General features: G+C 66.9%; 10 protein-coding genes and 3 pseudogenes. 7 read left to right on the forward strand and 6 right to left on the reverse strand.

Features of this window, described 5'->3' with window-relative positions:
• Positions 1-62 precede the first annotated feature (62 nt).
• The 3 genes and pseudogenes from LJ657_RS46730 to LJ657_RS46740 form a co-directional block, all read right to left on the reverse strand.
• On the reverse strand, positions 63-1,940 hold the full coding sequence (locus tag LJ657_RS46730; RefSeq protein ID WP_232655822.1) for an alpha-galactosidase: 1,878 nt from the start codon (positions 1,938-1,940) through the stop codon (positions 63-65).
• A 149-nt stretch (positions 1,941-2,089) separates the two neighbouring features.
• Positions 2,090-2,389 (reverse strand): helix-turn-helix domain-containing protein, encoded by a 300-nt coding sequence (locus LJ657_RS46735; RefSeq protein WP_308117152.1) that lies wholly within the window; start codon positions 2,387-2,389, stop codon positions 2,090-2,092.
• A 164-nt stretch (positions 2,390-2,553) separates the two neighbouring features.
• Positions 2,554-2,795: pseudogene (locus LJ657_RS46740) on the reverse strand (LysR family transcriptional regulator); the annotation flags it as partial.
• 353 nt (positions 2,796-3,148) lie between these two features.
• Here LJ657_RS46740 and LJ657_RS46745 point away from each other — a divergent pair.
• Positions 3,149-3,694, forward strand: coding sequence for a hypothetical protein (locus LJ657_RS46745; protein ID WP_232655823.1), 546 nt, complete (start codon positions 3,149-3,151; stop codon positions 3,692-3,694).
• 949 nt (positions 3,695-4,643) lie between these two features.
• Positions 4,644-4,976, forward strand: coding sequence for a response regulator transcription factor (locus LJ657_RS46750; protein WP_232655824.1), 333 nt, complete (start codon positions 4,644-4,646; stop codon positions 4,974-4,976).
• On the opposite strand, the gene LJ657_RS46755 is transcribed toward LJ657_RS46750, so the two are convergent.
• Entirely contained in the window at positions 4,962-5,375 is a 414-nt protein-coding gene (locus LJ657_RS46755) for a hypothetical protein (RefSeq protein WP_232655825.1), read from the reverse strand. The two genes, LJ657_RS46750 and LJ657_RS46755, sit on opposite strands and share 15 nt — an antisense overlap.
• A 415-nt stretch (positions 5,376-5,790) precedes the next feature.
• Between LJ657_RS46755 and LJ657_RS46760 the strand changes: the two genes are divergently transcribed.
• Entirely contained in the window at positions 5,791-6,387 is a 597-nt protein-coding gene (locus LJ657_RS46760) for a hypothetical protein (protein ID WP_232655826.1), read from the forward strand.
• 203 nt (positions 6,388-6,590) lie between these two features.
• Positions 6,591-7,250, forward strand: a complete 660-nt coding sequence (locus LJ657_RS46765; RefSeq protein WP_232655827.1) for a hypothetical protein — start codon at positions 6,591-6,593, stop codon at positions 7,248-7,250.
• A gap of 132 nt (positions 7,251-7,382) precedes the next feature.
• Here the strand turns inward: LJ657_RS46765 and LJ657_RS46770 are convergent, their stop codons facing one another.
• Positions 7,383-8,711 carry a Fic family protein gene (locus tag LJ657_RS46770; RefSeq protein WP_232655832.1) on the reverse strand — a complete coding sequence of 443 codons (1,329 nt, stop codon included), beginning with the start codon at positions 8,709-8,711 and terminating at the stop codon, positions 7,383-7,385.
• Positions 8,712-8,907: 196 nt separating this feature from the next.
• Between LJ657_RS46770 and LJ657_RS46775 the strand changes: the two are divergent.
• Together LJ657_RS46775 and LJ657_RS46780 are read left to right on the forward strand one after the other, a co-directional pair.
• Positions 8,908-9,487, forward strand: a pseudogene (locus LJ657_RS46775) (IS5 family transposase); the annotation flags it as partial.
• Positions 9,487-10,367, forward strand: a pseudogene (locus LJ657_RS46780) (IS256 family transposase); the annotation flags it as partial. The pseudogenes LJ657_RS46775 and LJ657_RS46780, both read left to right, overlap by 1 nt.
• A gap of 260 nt (positions 10,368-10,627) precedes the next feature.
• Here LJ657_RS46780 and LJ657_RS46785 read toward each other — a convergent pair.
• Positions 10,628-11,116, reverse strand: coding sequence for an NUDIX hydrolase (locus LJ657_RS46785; RefSeq protein ID WP_232655828.1), 489 nt, complete (start codon positions 11,114-11,116; stop codon positions 10,628-10,630).
• Between the two features lie 328 nt (positions 11,117-11,444).
• Here LJ657_RS46785 and LJ657_RS46790 point away from each other — a divergent pair, with 328 nt between their 5' ends.
• Positions 11,445-12,200 (forward strand): class I SAM-dependent methyltransferase, encoded by a 756-nt coding sequence (locus LJ657_RS46790; protein WP_232655833.1) that lies wholly within the window; start codon positions 11,445-11,447, stop codon positions 12,198-12,200.
• Positions 12,201-12,549 lie beyond the last annotated feature (349 nt).

Consider the following 12,549-nt stretch of genomic DNA (forward strand, 5'->3'; position numbering starts at 1 on the left):
CAGTGTGTGCCGGGCAGCGGCGATCGACCGTTCGCGTGAGGTGACTTCGAAAGCAGGCACCATCAGAGCCGGACCTCGCTCCCCGCAGGCCCTTCGAAGACGATGCCGCCACCGGGCGGAACGTCGATGGTCAGCGGGCCTCCGGGATGCTCGCGTCCTGTGGTGATCCGTTCGCCGGTCGGCGACAGGACGCTGAAGGAGAGCCCGGCGGCCTGCGCGTCCACCGTGAGCCGGGTTGTGTACCCGCCGTTGAGTACGACGGTCGGCCGGTGGACCCGGCAGGAGGTGGCGGGCTGGAGAACGAAGACGACATCGCGCTCGTCGGCCGCGGCCCGCAGGACGCTGTGCGAGGCGTTGTCAGCGCGGCGGTGCCGCAGGAAGCCGCTGAGGTTGTCGGCGTAGAGCTGGTGATGCCACCGGAGCACGTCCTTGCTTTCGTCGGACAGTCGCGCGAAGTCCGAGCCGTAGGCCGGGATCCCGGCGGCCAGCATGGCGATGACCGTCACGGCTACGTCCGTCGGTGTGTCCCCCGGGCCGAACGTCTGGTAGTCGTTGATCGAGGCGGGCGTGTAGGCCTGCACATGCAGGGTGCGCAGGAAGTTCGTCCGCGGGTCGAACGGGGCGTCGCCGGCGCGCATACAGGTGCCGTACGGGGTGAGGAACACCGTGCCGTAGTTCTGCTTGAGTTCGACGACGTAGTCGGGCAACACCTCACGGGTGCGCCGGTCGGCGTCCTCCAGCATCAGCTGTAACCCTATGAGCATCGAGTCCAGGTCGTGCTCGTGGTGAGGGCTTTCGCACCGCAGGTCGGGTATCCAGTTGAACAGGTCGTACTTGGCTCCGTGGAAGCCGTACTCCTCGACCAGCCGTACGCAGACGTCGGCCATCACCTTGCGCGCCTCGGCGTTCATGAAGCACAGGGAGTAGAACTGCGTCTCGCCCAGGACGGGTTCACCGGAACTCGGGGCGATGAGCAGGTGACGGCGGTCGGCAAAACAGTCGGCGGCGGGACCTACGGCGTGGGGGGCGCACCAGATGACGGCACGTGCTCCCATGTCCTCGAGACGGCGTACCAGCCCTCGCATGTCGGGGAACTTGGCGGGATCGGGCTGCCAGTCACCGATGTTCAGCGGGGTGTCGTACGCGGTGTCGAGGCCGGGGCCGAACCAGCCGTCGTCGATGATGAAGTTCCGGACACCGACGTCCAGGCCGATCTTGACGTTCTCCAGGACCATGTCCGCGCTGATGTCGTCGCTGGCCCAGTCGGTCCAGCTGCACCAGAAGGGTTCGAACGACTCCGTGACGATACGGTCGCGCAGCCCGAAGACGGTCCGGGTGTGCTCCGAGAAGTCCCTGAGGACGTTCATCCAGGGCCCGTGACCGCCGTCCTTCTGCCGGGTGAGGACATAGACGTGTTCGGTCACGGATCCGTTGGCGGCCGGCACCGATCGCGGCAGCGGATACTCCTCCGTGCCCCGCCGGATGCTCACCTCGACGCCGCGCGTGTGCACGTTCAGGGCGCGGTTGGAGACGGGTTCCAGGAGGCGGAGGTCGGTCTCGGTGAGGGCGCCGATGACCCCCATGGCCAGTTCCACGTTCCCGTCCCGGCCGGTGAACATGTACAGCGGAACCTTCACGTCGTTGATCTTCGACTGGGCGAGCCTGCCGTACTTCCAGAAGCCCGTGACGTGCATGAGGTTCATGAACCACCGGCCGCTGTCCGGCGGGACGACCTCGTCGAAGTTCCCCATCGGGGCGCGAAGCAGATACTCGAGCGAGACGATGCGCTCGCCACTCGGCGGGCGCACGGACACCTTGAAGGGTGCCGTCTCACTGACGCTGACATCGAAGTCGTCCTGGGTGGCGTCGGCTGTTTCTCCGAGCGCGAAAGGGCCGAACTCCCTTTCCGCTCCTGACTCGAGCCGAACGATCAGACGCATGCGTGGTACCGCGTTCATTGGTTGCCCTTCTGATGACAGAAGGCCCACTCGGGCGGTGAGCTCGAACTCTGTTACATGCTGTTCACGTTCCGTAGGCAACCATAAGCCAACACAACACGTCAATGATCTTACTCGGATTCCTTACCAAATCAACAAACATGAATGAAACCAAACATTGCTGTGTCGCTTGGACGACGCCCACGCGCGTAGGCGGCTGCATCGGCCGAGGCGGCTCGGTAGCGGTCCCGGCCGCCGTTGCGGGCGATCTCGCGGGAGACGGTCGAAGGGGATCGGCCCAGCCGCTTGGCCAGTTGCCGGGCCGATTCCCCGGTGGCGATGCCGCGGGACATCTCCTCGCGCTCGCTGCCGCACAGATGCCGCTCAGGCCGCGTTTGCGGGGTGAGGCGGACCCCGCCGCTCTGGTACAGGAAGCGACGGGCGCGCTGCATTGGCGCCCCGAGTGCCCGCCCGATCAAGCTGAACGGCTGACCTCACGCCAGCGTCTCCAGATCTCGTCCTGCTGAGCCGGCGAAAGGGAGTGTGCCGATGGCCACGTCTGCCCCTGAACCACCGCCCGTCGATCCGGCCACGGTGATCGAAGATGCGCCGTCGTTCAGCGCGGAATCACCCAGCCCGGCCTCCAGGTCCCGGCGGCGTCGTAGCCGGCCGCTGTGGCGGCGAGGTGGGTGCGGAGGGTGGCCAGCGCGGAGTGGGGGTTGTCGCGGTGCCAGACGAGCGAGTGCGGGTAGACGGGCGTCGGGTCGGTCAACGCGATGCGGCGAAGGCCGTGGTCGGCGGGCCAGATGAGGCGGGTGGCCTGCCTATGAAGGTGGCCAGGGCCGGGGTGTCGGAAATGTTGCTGCGTGAGGGCCACGCCTAAAGGGGCGCGGCCGTACGCTCGAAGGGGGTTGTCGAGGGAGGACCGTATTCGGGGGGGGGCCACGGGTGGGCATCAGTCTGGCGATGGTGCGCTACATGGACACGGGGCCTGTCCGCGCTGCGGCTGCCAGATCCTCAATAGCGCCCTGACACTGCTCAACAAGTCACTGAGACTCTCGGCCGCCAGCGGTCTGACCACGTGGGAGAGAACACGTCTGGCCCCGGCGAGCGCGCCGGTCACCTTCGCGCCGCCCAACACCTTCACGTGCGGGTACTGTCGGGAGACCTGGTTGGTGCGCAACACATCTCTCTCACTCTCACCTGAGCTGATGGCGTCCCTCGTCATTAGGCCGACGGCCCGCAACCCCTCTTGGAACCCGTCACCGCCCGCGGCCACCGGCCCGCGCACTCTGCTCCCCAGCCAGTTCCGCTTCACCGGTGTCGTGGAGGACAAGCCCGACGACGTCTTCGCCCGCGCCGAGAAGAAGATCGTGCGCAACGACAGCTCCGGCACGTTGACCGACACGGAGGAGTTCTCCTGGAGTGTGGAGCGCACGGTCACGGTCGAGGACCGCAAGGCCACCATCAAGGGCACCGACGGGAGACTGACCTTCGCCGGGCTGGCCGTGCTGGGCGGGATACTCAGCAGCGAGGTGAGGTCCATGTATGCCGTGACCACCCAGGCCACGCTCTCCCGCAAGAAGACCGTCTCCGTCCAGGTGCCCCCGCACTCGGCGATCGAGATCCAGCTGAACTGGACGGTCGTGCGGCAGCCCGGGCTCGGACGGTTCGTCGGCGGCGGAGACACGCGGCTGGACATGCCGTTCGCCGTGGATATGGAGCTGACGGTCGTGCCGTACCTGCGGAACATCTGAGACCGCGACTACTGGGGGCGGCGCGTAAGGCGCCCCGAGGGGTGGGCCCGTACGGGCGGCCCGGCGGCGGCGAAGATGTTGTGCGCTGCCCGGCAAGGTCACCGCGCCGGCCACGATCTGTGTTGGCGCAGCGATCTGCCAGCATGCCTCCCGCGCGCGACGGACGCCGCCACTGGGTGAGGCGCAGCGTTCGCCCGGCGGCCTTCCGCAGTCCGGGCAGGAGTTGTTGTACGGTCCCGGTCCCCGCCGTCGGCGTTCCGCCTTGGCTCTGCGCTCCGCGAGGATGGGCTCGATCCGCTCGTAGTGGGGGTCTCCTACGCGGCGCCTGTGCCGGTGTGGGCGTTGACGACACAGTCCTGCCCGCCGAGGCCTGGCAGCGCGGACAGTTCCTGATCCAGAACCGGCGCGCCACCTGCTCATGCCGCATCGGCCGTGGTGCACCTGGCGCAGGAGCGGGACGGGCGGTCTGCGTCGGCGGACGGTTGGGGCCATGCCCCTGGCTTTCTTCAACTGGCGCTGGAGCTACGTTGATTGCGCGTCCTTGTCGGTGGGTCCGTTCTGAGGGACGGTTGGCGGACCACGTCAGGTGATGGGACTCGCGCACCTCTCAGCTCCTCTCGCACGATGCACCGGCGACTCACGGATCCACCGCGTGCGCGTCGCGACAGCCCGCGATGGTCGCGGTCGCTGTCGGGAGGAGGTGGCCGATGTGCCGAATCTCAGAGCCGGACGATCCGGGCACGGACGCGGAGGGCGACGAACCCAACGGCCAAGAGGCGCTCCCCTAATTGCACCCAACGGGGCGTCACGAAAGCAGGTTTCGTGTCATGCTCGCGGTCCATCCGAAGAGGAGGCCACGTCGTGGGGATGGCAGACCGCGAGTGTCGGGAGTGCGGTGGGCCGCTGCCACCCGCTTCGGACACCGGTCGGCCACGCCGGTACTGCTCGGATGCCTGCAGATCCGCCGCTCGGCGGTCCCGTAACCGGCAGAAGAGGGCTGAGTTCGGGATCAGCCGGTCTGCGTGCAGCATATGCCCAACGGCCCGACCTGGTACTGCTGGACCTCGGGCTCCCGGACATGGACGGCTACGAGATCCTGACACGGCTCCGGGCCGTCAGTGACATACCCGTCATTGCCGTGACGGCGCGCCACGATCTCCGCTCACGTCTGCACGGACTCAATCTTGGAGCGGACGACTACATCGTCAAACCCTACGAGACCGCGGAACTCCTCTCCCGCATGGAGAGAGTGCTGCACCGCAGCAGATCACCGGAGCGATGAGGGGAAAGCATCTACGACGACGGCCTGTTGCGGCTCGACTCCCAAAGCCTCGAGGCCAGTGTGGCCGGTGAGCCGCTCAAGCTGACGCCCACGGAATTCCGCGTACTCGACCTGCTGCGCGTGAAGGGGACGGAACTGGTGTTGCGCCCACGCCACGACGCGGGGCAGCGCAAGGAGTTCGTCCAAGGTGGGCGCCGCTTTCCCGGGCCCTGTCGTCGGGTGCTCCGGGGAGGGCGGGACAGCCACGGCGATCGTGTGCAGTGCCAGGGCCAGCGCGGCCTGGTCGGCGAGCCGCTCCAGGTCGAGGGCCAGCAGTTGCTGGATAAGTCCGAGTGCGCCGACAGGGTGTTGCGGTGGATTTCGAGATGGGCCGTCGCGTGGGAGGAGAAGTTGAGCCATGACGCTGCGGTGACCAGCAGTTCCTCACTGTCCGGGTCCTGTGCGCGCCTGGCGCGGTGGGCACGCAGCGGCGCGAGCAAGGCCTCGGCCCAGGACGTCACTGGTGGTCCGATGGTGAGTGCCAGGTCGGGGTTGTGCGCGAATAGGGAGTGCCGTTCGTTACTGTGGCGTGCGGCAGCGAGGGCGTGGAAGGCTTGGGCATAGCCGGTGGCGGTCTCCCCCAGGGGCACGGCGTTGCTCACTCCGATCGAGCAGGTGTCCGCCACCAAGAGCGCCCAGATCCACGTCGGATGGCTGACGGTGCCGTCCTCGGGGTCGGCGGCAGCGAGCACATCATGTGGTCGGCGTATACGGGGCATGGCACGATCCACGCGTCCTCGACCACCTTGGCCAGCGCGTCCGCCATCCTGTCGCGATGCGCGCGCGGCCCTTCGATGACGTACGCCCGCACCGTATCGGACAGTGGGGGCCGCAGCGCCCCCGCGACCTGTCGGGCGGTTGCCGTATGGCCGTTCATCAGCAGGTGCAGGACGGCTTCCCGGGTTCGGGCGTCGGCGATGTGCCGCCGGCGCTGCCGGCGCCCGATGTGTTCGGTCAGCCAGCACAGGCTCAGATGAGGTCACCGCCCATGCAGGTGCGGCTGCTCGATGCCGCGGTCCTGGACCAGGCGCCCGGTCGCTGCGCCCGCCGTCGTTGCGCCCACTGGGCGCTGCACCCCGCCCCGTTGGTCCTTCCGGCCGCACCGCCTGCCCTGCGGCTGACCGCCCTGGTACCGGCCGCACACAGCAGCGTCCATACCGAACACAGCACCGACCTGGATATCCTCGCCCGCCTGTGCGGGCACTCCCCGCAGCAGACCGGAGAACTGCTCGACCGGCTGGTGACCACCCGCACGCTGGGAGCCTGGCACCACAACCGGGAGACCGCCGAAGTGTTCTGGCAACTGCCCCAGCCCCGTACACGAGTCCGCCCAGCAGTAACGTCCCGCAGGTGCCAGGCACCACTGCCTTGAGGCCAGCCGCGGGCTGAGGGAGGTCGCCTGAGAGGGAACAACCGGCTCCGCCGGTCCGTACCATCACTACGCAAGGCACGTTGCTGCAACGGTGGCATCCGTTCTTCGGCACCGTCGGCACTGGCCGACAGGAACGCTGCCCCGGTCGGGAGCGGCCCGCAGACGCCGCCCTCACGGCCGCACACGAGGAAAGGTCAAGCGCCATGTCCGAGAGCACGACTAGCACCACGGAACTGACATCGCAGTACATCGCCCGGGTGACCGACGACCTCGAACACAATCTCAACGAACAGGAACGCGTCGGTGCGGAAATCACCGCCCTGCAAGAACAGTTGACCGCCCTGCAGCAGGACCACACCGTGCTGCTGAACATGCAGCAGGCGCTCGGCATCGCCAAAGCACCAGCTCAGTCAGCGGTCACGCCCGAGAGCACCGCGGTGCCCTCTCCTCGGCAGAAAAGCGCCGAACCAGGCGGCAGGGGGAGGGCGAGGAAGGCCACGGCCGCGCAGGCAAGCCCGACGGGCAGGAAGTCAGCCGCCAACAAGCCCGCGGCCAAGACCGCAGCCGCTGCGAAGACAACCCAGCCCACCCTGGTAGAACTCATCCGCCGCCACCTCGCCGAACAGAACGAACCACGCTCCGCTGCAGAAATCTCCGCCACGCTCGGCCAGGCCCATCCCGAACGCGGAATCAAGACCAAGGTCGTGCGCGTCACGCTCGAAGGACTCGTGGCCAAAAGCCAGGCTCAACGCACCAAGCAAGGCAGCTCAGTCTTCTACACCGCCCCCGACGCACCGGAGCCAACAACTACTTCCCCGAGTGAGGCGCAGCCCGAAAACGCTGCTCCTCACTCGCCGGCCTGATGCGGTCGGGTAGCCGGAGCACGATAGTTTTCACCATCGGCGCCTACTGACCTGCGGCTTCGGTACGGCGAGGCCGTGTAGTTGTCACCAGGTCGGTACGCTACTTCTCAGCAGCGCCTTCTTGCCCAACCGCTAGGAGCCAAGGGAGGCGGTGTTGCGTCGGGTCTCCGCGAGGTGGATGTCGACGTACCGCGTGAGGGTCAGCGCATCCTGCGGCTCATCGGCCTGGAAGGTGACGCGACGCAGCAGGCTGACCCCGTCGAGCGCGACGCCCTCGCGGGCGAGGACGAAGACGAGGGCGAGGAAGGCGGACCGGGCGTTGCCGTCGTCGAAGGGATGGAAGAAGCACACGTCGAGGTAGGCGCGTGCAGCCCGAGCAGTGAGCGGAAGGGGCCGCTCGGCGTCCCGTGCGCTAACGGCCAGACAGGCGTCGAGGCGGGCTCGGGTGTGAGGGCCGATGCCGTAGCGTTCCCGGCCACCCTTGGCGAAGGCCGGCAACTCGCGGAACGGCGGCAACTGCTCTGTGCCCAGGACATGTTGCTGCCAGCGCCGGAGCAGCTCGAAGTCGAGTCGGGCGCCGCGTGCCGCGTCGGCCCGAAGCAGCTCCAGGGCGGCGAGCAGGCCCGCGGCGCGGGCGGGGTCGATGGCACCGTCGAAGGCGCGGATGTCCTCCACGGCGCCGTCGCGTGACGGGGGCACCGGTTCCTCGCCGCCCCCGTCGGGGGCCTCGTGCCAGGGCACAGTCTCGCGCACCGCGAGCCAGCGCTCGAGGTGGTCCCGCGCGAGACCGGCCGCTCGTACGGCGTCGTCCGGCCGCAGCGAGAGCGAGAGCCGCTCGGCGACGTCCTCGACCAGCACCGGGTCGGGGCCGGTCCAGCTCGCGAACCGCCCGCCGATCGCCTCGTCGACCAGCTTCTCGGCGACGTCGGGCGCGACGTTCCAGCGGCTGAGGAACCAGGTGAGCACCTGACGGCAGTGCCCGTGCCACCCACTGCCGCAGCCGGTCCGGTCGGCCACCTGCACAATCAGGTTCCGGGCGGCGCGCTCCCACAAGATCCGCTGGTCGTCGACCTCGGCCAGGTCCAGCGGGTACGCGTCGAACCACCCAGCGAGACTCTCCAGCCACTCGCGCCACTCGCAAAGCGCCGCGGCGACACGGGCGAGCGTCTCCTGCGGTGTGGTGATCGAGTCCCGCGGACAGCACCAGCTCCCGACAGGGCCTCCGTCGAAGTCCCCTTCGTCGTGCGCCCAGCGCCAGCCCGTGGTCCAGCGGCCGTAACGCTCGGCGAGGGCGTGCGACATGGCATCGGCCCAGGGCTGCCCCTCGCCCGAGCTCCAGGCACTCATCGCCGGGTCGCCGAAGGGGATGTCAGGGCGGCTGGGCACCCTCCGAGCAGGCCCGAGCGACCGCACCACCTGCGGCGCCGACGCGCTGTCGAAGAAATGACGGGCGGGATCCACATCGCCCCAGGTCAGAAACCCAGGGGCCAACTCGACAATCACCACGCAAGCCTGCCACGTCCACCCGCCTGCAGTTCAAGCGGATTACCTACTGAGAGGGCGTTAAGTCCGATCTTCCTCGGTTCGTGATCGCTCGATCGTGGTACTGATCGCCGTACGAGCCGACCTTTCGCCATGCGCATGCCGGGATGCGGGTATGGATCGAAGACCGTATCCGAGCGACCTATCGGATGAGCATCGGGCGTTGATCGAGCCGATGATCACGGCCTGGAAGCAGGGCCGAGTGAGCCGGTCGGCGACCGGCGACTCCGGGGCGTGTGATCTCCGGGAGATCGTGAACGCGATCTTCTACCAGAACCGGACGGGCTGTCAGTGGCGCTACCTGCCCCACGATCTGCCGGCCTGGTCGGCGGTGTTCTACTACTTCACGCTGTGGCGCCAGGACGGGCTCGACCAGCGGATCCAGGAACTCCTGCGCTGCCAGGTGCGAGAGAAGGCCCGCCGATTAGAGGACCCGTCCCTCGTGGTCATCGACACCCAGTCCGTGCGGGCGGCCGCGGGTGTCCCGAGGACCGCGACGGGACTGGACGCGAACAAGAGGACGCCGGGGCGCAAGCGGGGACTGGCCGTCGACGTGCTGGGACTGATCATCGACGTCGTCGTCCTGGCCGCGTCGGCACATGACAACGCCGCCGGCACGGCCCTTCTCGACCAGGCGGCCGAGCGATGCGGGATGCGCCTGGAGAAGGCCCTGGTGGACCAGGGCTTCAAGGGGGGCCTCATCCACGGCGAGAACTCCTCGCACCTGGCCGAGGTCTATGGCGCCAGCGTGTCCAAGACGACCATCAGCACGATCACCGACAGCCCCGACTCCTCTCGGGTGTCGCAACCACCGATGGAAACCGCCGCGTCTACCCGGTCGTCTTCATTGACGCGATCAACGTCAAGATTCGCGATGGCCAAGTAGCGAACAGGCCGATCTATGTGGCCCTGGCGGTCACGGGCGAGGGGCACCGCGACATCCTCGGGCTGTGGGCCGGCGACGGTGGTGAGGGCGCAAAACACCTGCTGCGAGTGCTCTCCGAGCTCAAGAACAGGGGCATCGATGATGTCCTGATGCTGGTCTGCGACGGACTGAAGGGACTACCGGACGCGGTCGGTGAGGTCTGGCCGCGAACTGTGGTGCAAACGTGTGTGGTTCACCTGCTGCGGGCCTCGTTCCGTTACGCGGCCCGACAGGACTGGGACAAGATCGCGAAGGCACTCAAGCCCGTCTACACCGCGCCGACCGAGGACGCGGCCACGACACGGTTCCTGGAATTCGCCGAGACCTGGGGCAAGAAATACCCGGCGATCGTCCGCCTCTGGGAGTCCAGCTGGGCGGAGTTCACGCCTTTCCTTCAGTTTGACGCGGAAATACGCCGCATCGTTTGCACGACCAACAGCATCGAGGGCGTCAACGCCCGCATCCGCAAGGCCGTCCGTGCCCGCGGGCACTTCCCCACGGAACAGGCCGCGCTCAAGTGCGTCTATATGGCCGACATGAGCCTCGACCCGACCGGCGCCGGCCGCAAACGCTGGACCATGCGCTGGAAGGGTGCCATGAACGCCTTCGACCTGACGTTCGACGGCCGCCTCACCGCAGGCCAACTCTAGCCACACCAACCCCAGTTACACCGCTCGCTTTACAGACCCCGCTGGGGCTGGAATGGGCACAGCAGGGTTAAAGAGTGGGGTAAGTTTGCGGTTGATACTCCAGCTGTAGATCGTGATCTTCATGTCTGGGTTGCGGCTTGTCGCCGGTAGTGGCTGGTGCGTGATCGCTCCTGATGGCGGCGGCGCCGGCAGGACCAGCCGAGTCGGTGAGCCGTGTCGTGGGCGGGCTGAGCTATGACGGGGATGCTCGCAGTCTCGCTCTACCAGTCGCACGTAGCGTGCAAATCGCGGATCGAGTCGTGGAGTTCCACGGGTCGGTCCGGCCAGCCGTTTGTGGACCATTCGCTGATGCGCCATGCCAGCCTCTTGGGCCAAACAGGGGTGTTCGGCAAGAGGGCCACGTCCACCCACTCCAGTTGTTGACCGGGCGACAAGTCACCCGGAGCTGCGCGTTGTTCAGCGTGATCCGGGTCGCCCAGGCGCATCAGGTAGTAGTGCTCTACGCGGTCGCTGTTACGTACCACGGCCAGTTGCCGCTCGGCCGTCGCGATCAGACCGGTCTCTTCCGCCAGCTCACGCTCGGCAGTCACCGATGGGGCTTCCCCTGGCTCGACGCCACCGCCAGGGATGAAGTACTTGTGTCCATCTTCGGGGGCATATCGAATGAGGAGCATCCGCCCTCTGGCCAATACGACGGCGCCTCCCCGGCGAGGAACGTCGCAGGTTCGGCCCAGCCGTGCATCCGTCATCGTTACTCCTACACTCCAGCATTGGGACGTGATTTTGCTGGTCAGGGCCGGTACGGCATGGCTGCGGCCACCGTTGATCATCGTGAGTCGTGTGGACAGACAATGAGATGGTGGCCGCAGGCCACAGCATAGATCCCGCCCGTTCGCGCACGTTGTCGCGGACGGCGTCGGCATCCTAATAACCAGCCGGTGACATCCACTCAGACGGACAACTGACAACCCACAAACGCCGTCAGAGCCATCCTTGCGAAAGCCATTGGCGCCCGGCTTGCTCCGCTGATGGACTGACGTCCTACCGTGAGTCTGCCGCGTGACGGAGGTAGTGGTTGTGACAGGTTATGACGTGCTTGCCGAGGTGTACGAATGGCTCATCTCGGATGCAAAGTTGCCTCCAGCCGAGTTCGCTGCGTCGTTCGACGACGTCCTCAATCTCCTGCCGTCGAACGCTCACGTCCTCGACTGTTCGTGCGGAACCGGACAGTTGGCGGTGGGCCTCGCCGGTCGTGGCATGCAGGTTGTCGCAACTGACGCCAGCGAGGCGATGGTTCGTCGGACTGCAGAGTTGTCTGAGGAGTTCGGGGCATCCGTCCGGGCCGTACGGGCGAACTGGGAAGAGTTGCCCGACCATTTCCAGGACAACACCTTCGACATGGTGTTCTGCGTTGGCAACTCGCTTCACCATGCCACGGGCGCGACAGGCAGGGGTGCTGCTCTGGAGTCGATGTCACGGCTTCTGCGCCCCGGCGGGCGCTTGGTACTCACATCCCGCACTTGGGAACTCGTGAGGGCCAGAGGTTCCCGGCTGGACATCAGTGACCGACTCGTCCGCCGGAACGGTCGCGATGCCGTCGTGGTCTACCGCTGGGAGATTGCGCCGCATTGGGAGGAGGAGCACCACATCGAGATTGCGATCGCGCAGGTTGATGCGACCGGGCTGGTTCTTGTCCGCTCGGAACTGCTGTCCTGCTGGCCCTACCGGTACGAGGAACTCGAAGTCGAGCTGCACCGGGTCGGACTCCAGACGCAACTGAGCACGTTCGATCTTGAGGCCGAGAACTACATGGTGGTCGCGAGCAAGGTATAAACACCGGACTCTCAGTCCCTGGCCGGACCGCGCGGTTGCTCGCAGGACGCTTGCGCCCTCTCATCGGTGCGGGTTCAAGTGGTCAACGCAACGCCTCGGACGAGGAGTGCTCGTCGATCAGACGGCGGTAGATCCGGGGTGACGGTGTGGCGCTGTTTCCTGGTCGCGTCCAGATCAATGAGTGCGTTGTGGCAAACCGGATCTTGTTCGAGTGGTAGCGGTGATAATCTGGACGAAGGTTCGGGTGTGGTCGCGGGCATGAGAGAACGGGCCCCTTGGTAGTGACGCGGTTACGACACCAGCACGACCAAGGAAGCCCGTTGCCTCATCAGTTGAGCAGCATCTCTGC

It is taken from the genome of Streptomyces guryensis (assembly GCF_021261325.1).
Classification (GTDB): Bacteria; Actinomycetota; Actinomycetes; order Streptomycetales; family Streptomycetaceae; genus Streptomyces; species Streptomyces guryensis.